This window comes from Prevotella sp. C561 (genome assembly GCF_000224595.1).
Lineage (GTDB): Bacteria > Bacteroidota > Bacteroidia > Bacteroidales > Bacteroidaceae > Prevotella > Prevotella jejuni.
On record NZ_JH114140.1, the window covers coordinates 330392 to 347488 of the forward strand.

The window sequence follows — 17097 nt, forward strand, 5'->3', positions numbered from 1 at the left end:
GAGAGCCAAGAAGTTCGTAAGTAATAAGACTATGTACAACCCATGTTAGTATGGCTCAACAGGTTAAACAGTGTTCTTTCCCAAAACAAATGCCATATAGTTCAAGACTGAGTAGTTCTATAGAAAGGCTTAATCCTTATTCAAGTTTTCGGAGAATCACACCCTACAACATATCCATTGATTTCAAACACCTTATATCAATTAAACACAACAACGTTGTAAACTATTACAAAAAATATTATTTATAACAATTCCAATAATACCTACATGTTATGAAGGTAAAACCCAATAAGGTAGATAACGTTTCTCATTAAAGGCAAAGAATATCCACAATTTTAGGTATTGTCAATTCTTTCATAATATTATAACTTTGCATACAAATTATAAATATCTAAATAATAACTCTAATGAGGAAGTTTACATCAGGTATTATTTTAGCTACACTATTATCAAGTGCAGCCGTAGCACAAGCACAAGTAAACGCAGCTGACTCTGTAATGAACCATGCCAAGGGAAATAAACTAAGCCTTGGTGGATATGGCGAAGCTGCTTATTCACGTAACTTTTATAGTGATAACGGAAATCGTTATACGACACCTGGCCTTTACAAGAAGGACCCAAGTCATGGAAGATTTGATATTCCACATGCCGTTATCTACCTTGGTTACGATTTCGGGAAGGGATGGTCATTAGGTTCTGAGATTGAGTTTGAACATGGCGGGTCTGGTTCTGCTATCGAATACGAGGCAGATGAGGCTATTGAGTTCGAACATGAAACGGAGAAAGGTGGCGAGGTTGAACTCGAACAGTTCTGGTTGCAGAAATCATTTAGCAAAGCTTTCAATATCCGTGCTGGTCATATCGTTGTGCCATTCGGCTTAGTGAACGCTCATCATGAGCCATTAAATTTCTTCACTGTCTATCGTCCTGAGGGAGAGAACACTATCCTCCCAAGTACATGGCATCAGACAGGTATTTCCTTCTGGGGTAGGACAGGCGACTTTAGCTACGTCGCACAGATGATTGCTGGATTGGATGCTTATCATTTCAGTCGCGCCAATTGGATTCAGAAAGGTACGTCAAATCCATTCGAGTTTGAGGTTGCTAATAAGTATGGTTTCCTCGCTCGCGTAGACAACTACACTATCCCTGGCTTACGCATTGGTGTTAGTGCTTATGCAGGACAGGCTATGCACAACAACGTTCCACATGATAGTGAGAAGGGAGAGAAGAAGAAGATTAAGGGTAATGTTTATCTTGGTAGCTTAGACTTCACCTATAATAAATATAACTGGATTGCAAGAGGTAACATTGACTATGGTTATGTAAGTAATGCGAAACAGATTTCTCAGCTCTCATACCCTAATGTTCAGTATGTTAAACCATACGAGTCAGGTAATGGTAAATACTTCGGAAGTCATGCAATGGCTATGATGTTTGAGGTAGGTTATGATATTTTCTCCCAGATACACAAGTTGCGTGAGGACAATCAGAAGCTCTATGTCTTCGGACATATCGAACACTATGACTCTTACATCCATGCGACAACCAAGCAGTGGACTAATAGAACCGTTCTTGCAACTGGTATCAACTATTACCCTATCCCACAGATTGCAATCAAGGCAGAGTACAACTACCGCAATCTGAAGAAGGGTTACAACGATGAACCTTCTATTAACATCGGTATAGCTTACGAAGGTTTCTTTCTCTAAAAAGCAAAGAATAAAGATTGTATAACCATAATTAAAAAGGGATTATAATGAAAAAAGTAACAAAACTTGCTATGTTCCTCCTTGCAGGAACATTAGCTACAGGCTTCGTATCATGTAGTAGTGATGATGATGAAGTTATTAACACAACAATTCTTACACCTGAACAGCAATCTGCTTTAAGCCAGGCTGAAAGCGAAAGTAGCGCAAACGCTAACAAAACAGAGATGGGTAGGGTTGTTGCAAACTACATTAATGAAGTTGTTAAACCTACATATTTAGATTTAGCAGAGAAGTCTGACATTCTTTACAAGGCTTGCCAGAATCTTTATGAGAAGCGTAAAGCAGGTACTTTGACCCAGAATGACATCGATGCAGCTTGTGAGGCTTTCAAAGGAGCACGTCGAGATTGGGAGCAGAGTGAGTCTTTCCTCTATGGTGCTGCTTCTGACAATGAGATCGACCCACATATCGACTCATGGCCACTCGACCATGACCAGTTGACAAGAGCATTGAATGATGCAAACGTTATTGCCGGTATCAATGGTGAGAACCCAGCCAAGTATGTTTATGACAACAATGGTAACTTCGACTCTGTGTTAGGTTTCCACGGATTGGAGTTTGTTCTCTTCCGTAATGGTAAGAACCGTACTGTAGCAGATTTCAATGCTGAGAAAGAGACAGAACAAGGCCTTACAAGCGTAAGTACAGTGAACGAAGCAGCCTTTGCAGCAGCTGTTGCTGGTGACCTCCGTAACATGACTTACCTCTTGGAATATGGTTGGTTAGGTACAAGTATACCAACTTCTCACGTGAACCAGCTTGCTGATGCAATGTGGGTAGTTAATGGAACACGCCACAAAGGACTTTCTCCAAAGTTGATTCCATACCGTGATTACTCACAGTTCGCCACTACTGAGAATGGTATGTTTGCTTCATGGCATGAGACACTGAACAATATATTCATTGGCGGATGCTCTGGTATCTGCGAAGAAGTTGCTTCACAAAAACTTGGTCAGGCTTATCGTAAGGCTACAGGCACTGGTACTCAAGACGACGCAGCTAACTACATCGAGTCACCATATAGTAAGCGTTCATTCCAAGACTACCAGGATAACATCTATTCTATCAAGAATTCACTCTATGGCGTACGTGGTACAGAGAATATCTCTACCCCAGCTAAATACTCTATCATGAACTTCTTGAAGAATAACAACTATCCTAAGTACAATGAATTGAACAATGCTCTTAACGAGGCAATCGCTGCCTTGGAGACAGCTAAGAAGAGTGGCATTGCTTTCATTGACCAACCAGGTAATCCACAGGTTAAGACTTGCATTGATAAGGTTGATGCCTTGAATGAAGCACTTAATACTGCTGGTACATGGATAAACCAACAGACAGACAAGTAATCCAACTCTTGCAAATCTGAAAAGCAAATATAAATAATAAACGTAGCTTTGTCTTCTTTAGGACAAGGCTACGTTTCAAACGTAAATTTAACTATAAAACATTATGAGACACAACAGCTATAGCAAATACTTACTTGCTGGAGCACTCTTATGTGCATTTGCTGCATGTTCTGACGACAATGTTACGCCAGACAATCCACAGCAACCATCAGAACCTGAGACAAAGTACATTGGTCAGGCTGTAGGTAATTTCTCTGCAGACGAATGGTACCCAGGTGGCAAACTTGGTACAACAGAGAACACCGCAGCAGGTGGTTATGAGGACAACACACCAGCTATCGACGAACAAGGACTAACCGATCTCTTCAACCAAGGAGATATGATGGCAAGTGCTAAGTACACCCTCAGCACCGAACCATACAAAGGTTGGGGCCCTGTTGCATCCCGTCGTTCATGCGAGTATTGCCACTCTGGAGGTTATGCTCACGGTCATAGCCGCAATGACATGGAGCCAGTAAAGGGCAACGGATACATCGTTTCTGTTTATACACCTGATGCTCCAGGCAGCAACAATGGTACTCCTATCAATCAGCTCACAACCTTCACGATGTTGCAAGCCGTCGAGCCGTTCTTGCCTCCTGTTGATCCGAAGCAAATACACATCACATGGCATGACGTAACATCTATGCCAAGTGGATTACCAATGCAGTTCCCTGATGGTGAGAAGTTTAATCTTCGTTATCCATCAGTATCTATTCCACAGTCAGCATTCAACACTGACCCAGTACCAAGCAATTATGAAGTACGCTTGATAGCATCTTGTAACTTCCAAGGACTTGGTTTGATTGATGCTATCTCTAATGAAGACTTGGAGAAACAATACAAGGCAGAGGGACGCTTTGTAGAGTTGAACCCAGAGTTCTGGGACAATACAACAAAGCAGTTGAAGCCTGAGGCTTGGGCAGAAGATGCTTTTGGCAATAAGTTCGTAAAGCGTTTCAACTACGACCTACTCGATGGTTGTCTTGAGAACGACGTTGCTCTTTGGGACGAGTTGAATATTCTTCGTTCAGACATCAAGCACATCTGTTCTACAGAACCATGGGCAAAAGCAATGTCAGAGAACGAGAACGTGATTAGTTACATCCAACAGCATGGTAGTAATCCAAACTCTTACGTACATCCATACTACAACGATGGAACTCGTGAAGGTATCAAGAAGGCTGTTCGTTATTTGCTTTCACCAAGCGACAACGTAAACCTCTACAACAATCCTTACTTCAACTTCAAACCAGAGGTGAGCGATGATGCCTATCACGCATTCATGGTATGGCATAGAGGTATCGCTGTTCCACGTGCAAGAAACTTGAACGACAAGGACGTACAGCGTGGTAAGGAACTCTTCACTGGAGAGTTAGGTTGTGCACACTGTCACAAGGCCTCTTGGACAACAGGTGCTGATAACCACGGTTCTTCAGTAATCCTTGGCAACAAGCAGTTGCCTAAGTATGCTAATCAGAAGATTTATCCATACTCTGACTTCATCCAGCATAAGCTCGACATGAAGAACGACATCCATGGCTCATGGTGCCGCACTACTCCACTGTGGGGCCGAGGTCTTTCACTAATTAACTCTGGTGTAGAAGACCGTCTACACGATGCTCGTGCTCGTAATGAGATTGAGGCAATCATGTGGCACGCTTATAGCAAGAACAGCCAGGCTTATAACGCAGCTATCAAGTTCTACAACTTGCCAAAGAAAGATAGAGACGCTGTAGTTAAGTTCATACGTTCTATCTAACAAACGATTATTTACAAAAACAAAGACAAGAAGAAGATGCAGTCTACAAAGGCTCATCTTCTTCTTTATCATCTAACAAATGCGAACAAAAAAGACACTTGAGATTGTTTATATACTCCTTATCATAGTGATGGCTACGGGGACAATCATAGGGAAATACACGAGCCTTGATTATGTTTCAGACAATATCTTCGGTTCATGGTGGTTCTGTTTACTATGGGCCATGGGTACTGCTGCGGGCATAGTCTACTTCATCCAAAGAAAAGTTCGCCGTCCTATCATTATTCTTTTACATCTTTCTTTTGTCATCATCCTCCTTGGTGCATTGCTAACCCACCTTACTTCTCATAAAGGGATGGTTCATTTGCGACAAGGAAAGGTTGTCAACACCTATACCACAAAGGATGGGAATGAAGCCGAGCTACCTTTCAGTATTCTATTGAATAAGTTCAACGTCACTTATCATGCAGGTAACATGGCAGCTATGGATTATGCTTCAATCATCACAATCATCGAGAATAGTAAGAAAGAACAATATCAAGTCTCTATGAATAACATCTATTCAGGATATGGGACACGCCTCTATCAGAGTAGTTACGACGAAGATTTGAAGGGTAGCTATCTGTCTGTCAATTCCGACCCATACGGTATCCCAGTAACTTATCTTGGCTATGCCCTACTCTTTTTTGGCCTTATCGCAATGCTTATTGAGCCTAAGGGCAACTTCCGTCGATTGCTTAGAAAGAAAGCGGTAGTGATAGTCATGCTTATGATGGGATATTCTGTAGCAAATGCGCAGCCCTCATTACCACGACAGACGGCCGATGAGTTTGGTAAGATACTCATTGTATATAACGGACGAATATGTCCTATGGAAACCTACGCCATAGACTTTACAAAGAAACTCTATGGCAAAAAGACTTACAAAGACTTTACTCCTACTCAAGTTCTGACAGGCTTTATGTTCTGGGGAAAAGAGTGGATGAGAGAGCCTATCCTAAGACTAAAAGGCTCCGAACTACGCGACAAACTGAACTTAGAAGAGTATGTTTCACCAATGAGTCTATTTGGCCAACAAGGCTATATCCTCGGTCCTTACCTCCAAGAAGCACGTAGTCAAGAGAATGACAACGTAGCAAGACAGCTATTGGATACCGACGATAAGATGATGCTACTCATGGAGCTTATGCAAGGAAACACGTTGCGTGTATTCCCTTATATGTCTAAGCAGGGTACTGTCGATTGGTTCTCACCACATGACAAATACCCTAAGAGCATGAATAAGGCACAACAGCAATATATGCGTTCTATCCTTCCTTTAGCAGGACAATTGGCCAGACAGGGGAAAACAGATATGGTGAACGAACTCATACAGAAGCTGAGAAAATATCAATACACCTATGGTGGCAACACTATCCCTTCTAACACGGCCATTAGAGCAGAACGGATTTACAACCAATACCCGTTTGCAACCATCCTTTTTATCGTTAACTTAACAGCTGGTCTACTGTCTATTCTGTTCATAACAAGGAAGAAACGCTACAGATGTTTCACTGGATTGATGGCACTCTCATGGTGTGTTCTCACCTTCACATTGGCCCTTCGGTGGATTATTAATGGTACTATCCCGCTTGCCAACGGCTATGAAACAATGCTCTTGTTATCATGGTTAATCATGATTGTGTCTATTCTGACAACAAGAAAGTTACAACTTATGACGACATTCGGACTTATCATGAGTGGATTTATGCTTCTTGTGAGCCACCTCGGAGAGATGGATCCAAGTATTACACCACGTATGCCTGTATTAAATAGTCCGTTGTTAAGTATCCATGTGAGTATTATCATGATGTCATACGCACTACTCTCTCTCACGTTTATTAGTGCAATAACCTATTTCTTCACCCGCAACAGTAAGAGAGAAAGCGTCATATCAGTCAACAAACAACTGACCGACTTGTCGCAAATATTCCTTTATCCTGCTATCACAACATTAGGATTAGGCATCTTTATAGGTGCTATCTGGGCAAATATCAGTTGGGGAACTTATTGGGGGTGGGACCCTAAGGAGACTTGGGCACTGATTACTTTCTTAATCTATGCGATACCACTTCACACCAACTCATTGCCTGCGTTAAGGAAACCTGAGAAATATCATTTCTTTATGCTACTGTCTTTTCTTAGCATCCTAATGACCTACTTCGGTGTTAACTACATTCTGGGTGGTATGCATTCGTATGCTTAAATGACTTAATAAAGTCATAATAGGCAGATTGAAAGGCATCTCACAAATACGTATAACAAAGAGACAAGTTTTATCATTATATCCTTTATAAGGAGTGTACTATCTTTAGTATGCTCCTTTTTTCGTGCTTTATACATGAGTAATAATATCTTTTGTCTGCTTCAAGCAGCCTATTAAAATTAGAAACAGCATTGTTTTTCGCATTCACACAGCCTATCGAGCGATGTAGCTATTGCCCCTTATTTTCTTAGCGTCTACTCTCTATTTTTTTGTGGAGCTATTCCAACAATCACTCTCCTCCTATTCTGACAAGTGGGGAGATGAAGACAACCTACATCCGAGTGCTTCCTACATGCACAAATCAGTGTTTATCTGTGAGAAAGGAATACACCCCACTACATTAGCCAACCTACTCATCCATGCAATATCAGTTAACACTCTGTATACAAGGAGAATTAATAACGTTGTAAAAAATCATTACATAAAGTTGAGTTAAACGCCCTCAAAACAAGTATAAATCATCTCTTAAAGTAGACATCATAACCATCAATAAATCAACCAATTACATATTGCATTAAAGAAGATGCCTTTCTTGCTTCAAGAAGGGCGTCTTCTGCATCCAAGAAGGGCATGTTCTTGAACGTAGAAGGGCGTTTTCTTTAAGCATGAAGAGCATATATTAGATTCAAGAAGGGCGAAAATTATTGACAAACAGATAAGGGATTAAGGCTGGAAAGATATCATAGTGGCTAAGACAACACCTTCTATACGTTAAGAAAGAACAATGAGGAGTAGTCGTCAATATGAGGTATTGACTAATTAAATATCGAAGGTAGCACCTTCACGAGTAAGATAACTATTTGGAAAAATCTCCTTTGCCTCCTCTAACAACTGTGATTCGTTATTATAACGGGCTGAGAAATGACCTAAAAGCAGTTTTCCGACTGAGGCATCACGAGCCACTTTTGCAGCGTCTTGAGATGTACTATGCCAATAGAGCCGTGCACGCTCGGCATCTTCGGCGGAGTATGTACTTTCATGATAGAGCGTAGAAACACCTTTCACAAGCTCGTGTAGTGTTTTTATATAACGTGTATCAGAGCAGTAAGCATAGCTGCGAGCTGGTTCGGCAGGGGTTGTCAGCCGACTATTAGCTATCACTTCTCCCTCCGGAGTCACCCAATCAGCTCCCGCCTTAATATTGTTTATCTGGCTAATCGGTATCTTGTAGAAGTCTATCATATCACGACGAATATGTGGGAGGATAGGCTTTTCACGAAATAAATAGCCACAACAATCAATGCGATGTTGCAAAGGAATGGTCTCAACCGTCAGACTTCTATCTTCATAAACCACCTTATTTTGCGTTGTATCGACAGCATGAAATACCACCTTAAACTCTAATCCTTGACAGAAGAAACTCAGTGTTTGGTCGAGAATAGGCTCGAAGGCAGCTGGAGCATAGATGTGTAAAGGAGCCGTTCGACCTGTCATACCGAAGGTGGAAATCATTCCTGGCAGACCAAAACAGTGATCTCCATGCAGATGACTGATGAAGACTGCGATAATCTTAGAGAAGTGTATGCGCGATCTACGTAGTTGTATCTGTGTTCCCTCACCGCAGTCAATCATAAAGAGCTTCTCTCTAAGCTCTACTATCTGGGAAGAAGCATTATGCTGTAAGGTTGGTAACGCACTACCACAACCAAGGATATGTACTTTAAATGGCTCCATAATAAAACTCATCAAACACCCTTCATCTCCCACTCGAACATGAGAAGGGGATGAAGAGAAACACTATTATAATCGTCTTAAACAATCACTTGAAGGAAACAAAGCTAAGTACTTACTTCCCTCTTGTGAACACAAACAAGCCTGACTTGTTCTCTAATGACAAAGAGTCAGCGCCAAGACTTTCGATATCAAACGTATCTTTAGACAGAACCAACTTACCATTCCATATCTTCCAGGCTGTCCAAGGATTCTTTTCAGACTGAAGACTCGATGTTACCGTTCCATCTTCTTTAATCTCAAAGTTACGATCAAGGCTGGTCCAATTGCCTAACAATGTCGTTAAGTTGATTGCTGAGCGCATGAAATGGTCGCCATATTCCTTATAGCCAATGATAGCAAAGCGGTCACCATCAATCTTTCCGCCCTTAACAACCTCGAAAGTATCGTTCGGATTAACAAGGTACTCCAATGTATCACCATGGTCTGTAAGTAGGACAATAGAGTTCATTCCACCCTCAACCATAATACCATAGACCGTACTGTCACCCGTAGAAACAGAATCACCAGCTGCCTCAACCTCAGACAAAACAGACTTTGGTTTGTTATCCTTGCATGAGAAAGCCATCACAAGGATAAACAAAGACATGATAAAATAAAAGGTTTTTCTCATAATTATATCTTATTTATAGCTTAAATCCGTAGCTGTTCTACTTGTTGAGAGCCTTTGCTTCTTCCCATAACTCGTCCATCTCTGCAAGCGTTAAGTCTTTTATCATAACTCCCTTAGCCTTAGCAGCTTCCTCAATGTAGTTAAATCGTTTAATAAACTTCTGATTGGTAAACTCAAGCGCATTGTCGGGATTGATATGATAGAGGCGCGCGGCGTTGATAAGCGAGAATAGGAAGTCGCCAAACTCCTCGGTCGAACGATGCTTATCTCCTCTCTTTAACTCCTCTTTCAGCTCTCCTAACTCTTCATAAACCTTATCCCAGACCTGCTCTTTCTCCTCCCAATCAAAGCCAACATTGCGTGCCTTGTCTTGAATACGATAAGCTTTAATGAGGCTGGGCAGCGAGTCTGGCACCCCAGAAAGCACAGAGGTGTTACCATCACGTTCACGTTGTTTACGCTGTTCCCAAGTAGTCTCCACCTGAGGCGCAGTAGTAGGCGCATCCGCTTGTGAGCCTTCACTATTTTGCAAAACCTCATCCTTGTAGACAACCTGCCCAGTAGTATTTACGACCATGTCCGGACGTGACACGCTCCAACCCGTCCAATCGATGAAATCATGCCTAAACATGAGCTTATCAGATTGCGCATTACAAACATCAGCAACGTCGAATTCGGCCTTTTCCTCACCTAAAGTTGAATAGAAGATAACATGCTCCATGATGTCTCCAAGCTCTTTACAGATATTCTTCGAGTCGTTTTTTAAGAGCGCATCAGCCAACTCAAACGTCTCTTCTATTGTGTTAGGACGAAGACTTTCATTCGTCTGTTTACTATCCCATGGACACTCTTTACGGAGTCTTTCCTGAACGTCTAAAAGTCGTGCAAAGGCTTTCAGTTTCTCTTCTTTAGTATGCAATGTCTTGATGTTTAAAGTTAAACATAAACGTTAAAGTACTTATCAACGTACTATTATTGCTGCAAAGATACGCTTTTTAGGCGGATTTTTTGTACATTTGCACCGTTAATTTAATGATAATAAAGAAATAATAATATACGAAACAATGGAATTAGCAAGCAAGTACGACCCACAGATAGTGGAGTCTAAATGGTACCAGTACTGGCTGGACAACAAGCTTTTCAGTTCTAAGCCAGATGGCCGTGAGCCTTACACCGTGGTTATCCCACCACCAAACGTTACAGGTGTGCTCCACATGGGACACATGCTTAACAACACGATACAGGACATCTTGGTAAGACGTGCACGCATGGAAGGTAAGAATGCATGCTGGGTACCAGGCACCGACCACGCAAGTATTGCTACAGAAGCAAAGGTTGTGAACCGTCTCGCAGAGCAAGGTATAAAGAAGACCGACCTCACCCGTGAGCAATTCCTCGAACATGCATGGGATTGGACACACGAGCATGGAGGCATCATCCTCAAGCAGTTGCGTCGACTTGGTTGCTCATGTGATTGGGACCGCACGGCCTTCACGATGGATGACACTCGTAGTAAGAGTGTTATCAAAGTATTCTGCGACCTCTATAAGAAGGGTTATATCTATCGTGGTGTACGAATGGTTAACTGGGACCCACAGGCCCAGACGGCCCTTTCTGATGAAGAGGTAATCTACAAGGATGAACACTCTAAGCTCTATCACCTTAAGTATTATGTTGCAAAAGAAGACCAAGCTAAGGTTGAGCGCAAGGACGAAGGCAATGTAATACACAAGGATGATAAGGGTTACTATGCCGTTGTAGCAACCACTCGACCAGAGACTATCATGGGCGATTCAGCTATGTGTATCAATCCAGAGGACGTTAAGAACACATGGTTGAAGAGTCTTCATGTTATCGTTCCATTGGTAAATCGTGTCATCCCAGTCATCGAAGACACCTATGTAGACATCCAGTTCGGTACGGGTTGTTTGAAGGTTACACCTGCACATGACGTTAACGACCATGCACTTGGATTGAAACACGGATTGGAAATAATTGATATTTTCAACGATAATGGTACGATCTCTGAGGCAGCTGGTCTTTATGTTGGTCAGGATCGTATGGATGTACGTAAGCAGATAGCAAAGGACTTGGAGGCAGCAGGGCTGATGGAGAAGGTTGAAGACTATGATAATAAGGTCGGATACTCAGAGCGTACGCACGTACCTATCGAGCCAAAGCTCTCTACACAATGGTTCTTAAAGATGCAGCACTTTGCTGACATTGCCCTTGGACCAGTTATGGACGATGATATAGAGTTCTATCCAAAGAAGTACAAGAACACTTATCGCCACTGGTTAGAGAACATCAAGGACTGGTGTATCAGTCGTCAGCTATGGTGGGGACACCGTATTCCAGCTTACTACTTCAAGGACACTGAGGGTAAGAACGCTACTGTTGTGGCAGAAACGGCTGAGGAAGCATTGAAGTTAGCACAGGAGATTAATCCTTCCATCACATCATCTGACCTCGAACAAGAGAGCGACTGTATGGATACATGGTTCTCAAGCTGGTTGTGGCCAATCTCTGTATTCGATGGAATCAATAACCCTAACAACGAAGAAATCAACTACTACTACCCTACCAGCGACCTTGTTACGGGGCCAGACATCATCTTCTTCTGGGTAGCACGTATGATTATGGCAGGCTATGAGTATCGTGGCAAGTTCCCATTCAAGCATGTTTACTTCACAGGTATAGTACGAGATAAACTCGGCCGAAAGATGAGTAAGAGTCTTGGCAACTCTCCTGACCCTATCATGTTGATAGAGAAGTATGGTGCTGATGGTGTTCGTATGGGTATGATGTTGTCTGCTCCTGCAGGCAACGACATCCTCTTCGACGAGACTCTCTGTGAGCAAGGTCGTAACTTCAACAATAAGATTTGGAATGCTTTCCGCCTCGTTCAAGGTTGGGAAACAGCCGATGCTGAACAGCCATTAGCCAACAAGATTGCCGTTGAATGGTTTGATGCAAAGTTGAAGGAAGTGAACGCTGAGATGAATGAACAGTTCAAGAGCTATCGCATCTCAGAAGCTTTAATGACTGTTTACCGCCTCTTCTGGGATGAATTCTCAAGTTGGTACTTAGAGATGATCAAGCCTGAATACGGCAAGCCAATCGATAAGACCACCTATCAAGCTACTCTTAAGTTCTTCGATACACTGTTGAAGATGCTCCATCCATTCATGCCTTTCATCGCAGAAGAGCTTTGGCAACACATCTACGACCGTAAAGACGGAGAGAGCATCATGCGTGATGAACTCAAACTTGACGTTCCAAGCAAGGAAGAGTTGGCACTTATCGAGTCCATCGAACAGGTTAAAGCAATCGTCAGCGGCGTGAGAACGGTACGTAATCAGAAGAACATCGCACCAAAGGTAGAGTTAGAACTGGACGTAATCGACCAGAACAATTATGAAGCTTATAACAGTGTTATCATCAAGATGGCTAACTTAAAGGCTATCGAGGTAGTAACTGAGAAGCGTGGTGACGCATCTGGTTTCATGGTAGGAACCGACAGCTTCGCAGTACCAGTGGGCGACTTGATTGACGTTGCGGCCGAGATTGAGAAGCAGGAGAAGGAACTCAAGCATCTTGAAGGCTTCCTCATAGGTATCAAGAAGAAGCTCTCTAACGAGAAGTTCGTGGCCAATGCGCCAGAAGCAGTTATTGAACGCGAGCGTAAGAAGCAGAGCGATTCTGAAGAGAAGATTGCCGCTTTGAAGGCAAGTCTTGAGGAATTGAGAAAGAAGTAATCGCTATCTCTTTGGCTAATGCACCCATTAGCCAAAGCGTTTTAGTAAGTATAAAAATAAAGAGGAATGCCTTTGCGTTCCTCTTTATTTGTTTCTATTCATAATCATCTACCACATTATTAATAAAATCCATCATAGGCTTACCCGTCTTGCAGATGTGTTTCAATTGTTCAACCCATCCATCTCCCTCGAAGAAGTCATCAGGCACAGACACCCAACAGCAGTAGTCCTTCATTCGAAGATACTGAAGATACTCATAGTCCTTGGGGAATCCCTTTGGAACAGTCTTCAAGGCAGCAAGTCCAAAACCCTTCTCACTAACCTTATCGTCCGTCCACTCGCCCTCATTGGGTCGTCCGAACAAATTGACAAAGCCCTCATTCTCAACGTCCTTACGCCATTCATCAATATTCGCCATGATCTCATTGCGGCATGACGTCAGTATGTTTGTAGGCAACCAATAGCAACCTACAGCTATCAAGCAGTTCCCAGGCTGAAGATGTAGATAGTAACCACCTCGCAATGCCTTTCTACCACGTGCACAGATGTATGCACCTAAATGGCGTTTATACGGACTTTTATCGGGTGAGAAACGTACATCACGATAGAAACGATAGGTGCAATCCTTTGCTGTCAGGTGTGAAACCTCTTCATCAAAGGTTGCCAAACAAGCTATAACTTTGTCGACTCCCTGTTCAAAGTCGGCTTTTACAGCGTCATACTCAGCCTTATGTTCTTGAAACCACTGCCTATTGTTGTTCGCAGCAATACCTTTCAAGAAATGCATTATCTTCTTTGTATTCATATTCTTCTTATATTATATCCTTTTAATCCTTTACCTTTTTAAGTCTTCTTACAGCTTACTATTCTCCAATAACTTAGGACACATGTCATCAAAGGGGCAATGTTCGCAATCGGGCTTCGCACTCTTACAGACATAACGTCCATGCAGTAATATCCAATGATGAGCATCCGTAACCTCCTCAGTAGGGATATTCTTCATCAGATAGTCTTCAACTTTTCGAGGCGTATTTGCCGTTGAGGGTACCAAGCCCAAGCGGTGACTGACACGATAAACATGCGTATCGACAGCCAATGTAGGCTTACCAAACCACACAGCTTGTATGACATTTGCCGTCTTACGACCTACTCCTGGCAGCGTAATGAGTGCGTTTGGGTCAGAAGGAACCTCACCTCCAAACTTCTCTACCAGCATCTTTGACATCTCAACCAAGTGCTTTGCCTTTGAATTAGGGTAAGAAACACTCTTCACATAATCAAATATTTCATCCGAGGTGGCCGTTGCCATTGTCTTTGCATCAGGATAATGGCGGAACAATTCGGGTGTAATTGCATTAATACGCTTATCCGTACACTGTGCAGAAAGGAGTGTCGCACAAAGCAATTGGAATGCTGAACCGAAATTAAGCTCCGTTGACACGTGTCCAACATGCTTACGGAAATAATTCAGTGCATAGTCGTATCTTTCTTTTCTTGTCATCTTGTTCTTATTAACTTTATACAGCTATATTTACTGCAAAGTTACTGAAAACTTAGAGATAATTTGGTTCTTTACGAAACTTAATGTACTTTTGCATCAGAAATAAAAAACTATTTAATTATGACAACTCCAATGATAGGATTGATTGCACTGCTTATCATCGCACTGATTGGCTGGGTAATCGCAGAACTTAAGGATAAGTGCGTTACGTTCGAACACTCTGAAGAAGAGGCAGAAGGCGAGGAAGAGATGAAAGAAGCCTACGAAGCACATGGTGGAAGAGAGCTAAATCTGAAAGACTTGCTTGCACATAACAGTACAAACGGCTACAAGTCTATCTAAGATTAAATAGCATATACCATAACTAACGGGAATGATATCGTTGTATCATTCCCGTTTTCTTTGTTTTATAACCTGTCCTATAAAATCGACATAAAGAAACTTTACCACAATAGACTACATGCTTCATTGAATTGAAAATATCTTACATTCAAGATAGGAAACGCCCCCTTTACTACCACACTATATCGAGTAAAATCATCACCATAATCATCAATGAATCAAACAGTTGTGATTAGCATTAAAGAAGACGCCTAACTACATTAAAGAAGGGCGTTAACTACATGCAAGAAAACGCCCTTCTTCATCATTGCAAAGGCCTAATTGAAACACTGTCGGGCCTCATCTCATTTCGAGTCGATGATTTTATTTTACAAAAACTGATTTTACTATTATATGAAAACCATCTTATAACCTACCAACACTATGACACACTCTCTATCAAGAGCCATATATTAAGAAAGGTGACAATACCTGCTAATGAGTAAAGGAAACACATGTTCAACTTGCTATTAGCGTACTTACCCATCACTCTCTTAGAGGATGTCAAGCCTACTTGTAGGAAGACTGTGAACGGAAGTTGTACTGATAGAAACATCTGAGAGATGATTAATCCCTTAAAATGGGTCGCCGATAAAGAATATCATGAGGAGGGCTACACCCAACGAGAGGACTATCCCGACAATGGAGTGCGTATCCTTCGCATTATATGACTCTCCAAAAAGACCTGAAAAGATACTACCTGCAGCCATACCGCTGGTTATCGTACTTGATATACCAGCCAGAAGTAAGGCGATAGCAAAGATGTTTGCAGCATTGTTACCCAACAGTGGCTGTAGCATCGCTTGTGCTTGAGAAAGTTCATCGACGTGCTGACCATGTGAGAAGAACGTACTCGCTGCCAAAAGAATCATCGCTGAGTTAATTGCCCAGCCCACTATCATAGAGAAAAGAGTGTCGACAAACTCAAACCTCAACATGTGACGAATGCGCTCATCACCCTTCAAATGAATCTCACGGCTCTGTACTATCTCTGAATGAAGGAACAAGTTATGGGGCATGACAACGGCTCCTAACACACTCATAATAATCAAAAGCGACCCCTGAGGGACGGTTGGTACGAATGCTCCCTCTATGGCTGCAGGCCAATGAATGTCTACCAAAAAGAGCTCATAGACAAAGGACAAGCCTATCATCGACACAAAACCAATGATGGCACGTTCCATCTTCTTATAGCTATTCGTAAACAACATGATTAATACAGCTACTGTTGTGAGGACCGAACCCGTAGGAATACTTATCCCAAAAAGCATCTGTAGGGCTATAGCACCACCCAATATCTCGGCCAAAGAGGTAGAGATACTGGCCAAAATGGCACTCACAATAATCGGACGACCAACCCATTTTGGGGCATACTTAACAGCGGCTTCGCTAAGGCAGAGACCAGTCACGATACCAAGATGGGCCACATTATGCTGTAAAGCAATCAGCATAATCGTTGAAAGGGTTACTACCCATAACAGTGCATACCCATACTCAGAGCCGGCTGCAAAGTTACTTGCCCAGTTACCAGGGTCAATAAACCCTACTGTCACTAACAGACCAGGGCCAATAAACTTAAATATATCTAAGGCTCCCAACACTCGTGGGTGGTCCTTACGACATAGTTCTTTTAATATATTCTTCATCTTTTCTTAGTTTGTATGCAAAGATACGATTTCTATATGACAATCTACAAGATACAAAGGAAATATTGAAAAAAATACAAGGGGGAATAAACAACTTTCAAAATGTGCGTTCACTAATATAATAAACATAAACAAAAGTCATTCTGTTACAGCCCAATAGCCAAGTAACAAAAGAATGAAATTAATCGTTAAAATGTGCTTTGAATGGTCTACTATACACCTACGTATAAAATAACAAAC

11 protein-coding genes and 1 pseudogene are annotated in these 17097 nt (G+C 42.0%); 6 read left to right on the top strand and 6 right to left on the bottom strand.

Annotated elements, in window-relative coordinates; translation table 11 throughout:
* Window positions 1–407 precede the first annotated feature (407 nt).
* The 4 genes from HMPREF0666_RS02835 to ccsA all read left to right on the top strand — a co-directional run bounded on the left by HMPREF0666_RS02835 (window position 408) and on the right by ccsA (window position 7167).
* Window positions 408–1712: a hypothetical protein gene (locus tag HMPREF0666_RS02835; RefSeq protein ID WP_009010800.1), complete on the top strand. Its 1305-nt coding sequence runs from the start codon at window positions 408–410 to the stop codon at window positions 1710–1712.
* Between the two features lie 47 nt (window positions 1713–1759).
* Complete coding sequence (locus tag HMPREF0666_RS02840; protein ID WP_009010801.1) at window positions 1760–3121, top strand: imelysin family protein; 1362 nt, start codon at window positions 1760–1762, stop codon at window positions 3119–3121.
* A gap of 103 nt (window positions 3122–3224) precedes the next feature.
* Window positions 3225–4922: a di-heme oxidoredictase family protein gene (locus tag HMPREF0666_RS02845; RefSeq protein WP_009010802.1), complete on the top strand. Its 1698-nt coding sequence runs from the start codon at window positions 3225–3227 to the stop codon at window positions 4920–4922.
* Between the two features lie 79 nt (window positions 4923–5001).
* Window positions 5002–7167 (top strand): cytochrome c biogenesis protein CcsA, encoded by a 2166-nt coding sequence (ccsA, locus tag HMPREF0666_RS02850; protein ID WP_009010803.1) that lies wholly within the window; start codon window positions 5002–5004, stop codon window positions 7165–7167.
* A gap of 819 nt (window positions 7168–7986) precedes the next feature.
* Here ccsA and HMPREF0666_RS02855 read toward each other — a convergent pair.
* The 3 genes from HMPREF0666_RS02855 to mazG all read right to left on the bottom strand — a co-directional run bounded on the left by HMPREF0666_RS02855 (window position 7987) and on the right by mazG (window position 10490).
* A complete protein-coding gene (locus HMPREF0666_RS02855; protein WP_009010804.1) occupies window positions 7987–8901 on the bottom strand; it encodes a ribonuclease Z in 915 nt (304 codons plus the stop codon).
* Window positions 8902–9013: 112 nt separating this feature from the next.
* Entirely contained in the window at window positions 9014–9571 is a 558-nt protein-coding gene (locus HMPREF0666_RS02860; RefSeq protein ID WP_009010805.1) for a hypothetical protein, read from the bottom strand.
* A 37-nt stretch (window positions 9572–9608) separates the two neighbouring features.
* Entirely contained in the window at window positions 9609–10490 is an 882-nt protein-coding gene (gene mazG / locus HMPREF0666_RS02865; RefSeq protein ID WP_009010806.1) for a nucleoside triphosphate pyrophosphohydrolase, read from the bottom strand.
* Between the two features lie 145 nt (window positions 10491–10635).
* Between mazG and HMPREF0666_RS02870 the strand changes: the two genes are divergently transcribed.
* On the top strand, window positions 10636–13329 hold the full coding sequence (locus HMPREF0666_RS02870) for a valine--tRNA ligase (protein ID WP_009010807.1): 2694 nt from the start codon (window positions 10636–10638) through the stop codon (window positions 13327–13329).
* Window positions 13330–13423: 94 nt separating this feature from the next.
* Here the strand turns inward: HMPREF0666_RS02870 and HMPREF0666_RS02875 are convergent, their stop codons facing one another.
* Entirely contained in the window at window positions 13424–14134 is a 711-nt protein-coding gene (locus HMPREF0666_RS02875) for a DUF2461 domain-containing protein (RefSeq protein ID WP_009010808.1), read from the bottom strand.
* Between the two features lie 48 nt (window positions 14135–14182).
* Window positions 14183–14830, bottom strand: a complete 648-nt coding sequence (nth, locus tag HMPREF0666_RS02880; protein WP_009010809.1) for an endonuclease III — start codon at window positions 14828–14830, stop codon at window positions 14183–14185.
* Window positions 14831–14950: 120 nt separating this feature from the next.
* Here nth and HMPREF0666_RS02885 point away from each other — a divergent pair, with 120 nt between their 5' ends.
* The gene (locus HMPREF0666_RS02885) at window positions 14951–15172 is read left to right on the top strand and encodes a hypothetical protein (RefSeq protein WP_009010810.1); all 222 of its coding nucleotides are present in this window, start codon (window positions 14951–14953) and stop codon (window positions 15170–15172) included.
* A gap of 421 nt (window positions 15173–15593) precedes the next feature.
* Here HMPREF0666_RS02885 and HMPREF0666_RS02890 read toward each other — a convergent pair.
* A pseudogene (locus tag HMPREF0666_RS02890) lies at window positions 15594–16857 on the bottom strand (Nramp family divalent metal transporter).
* Window positions 16858–17097: the final 240 nt, after the last annotated feature.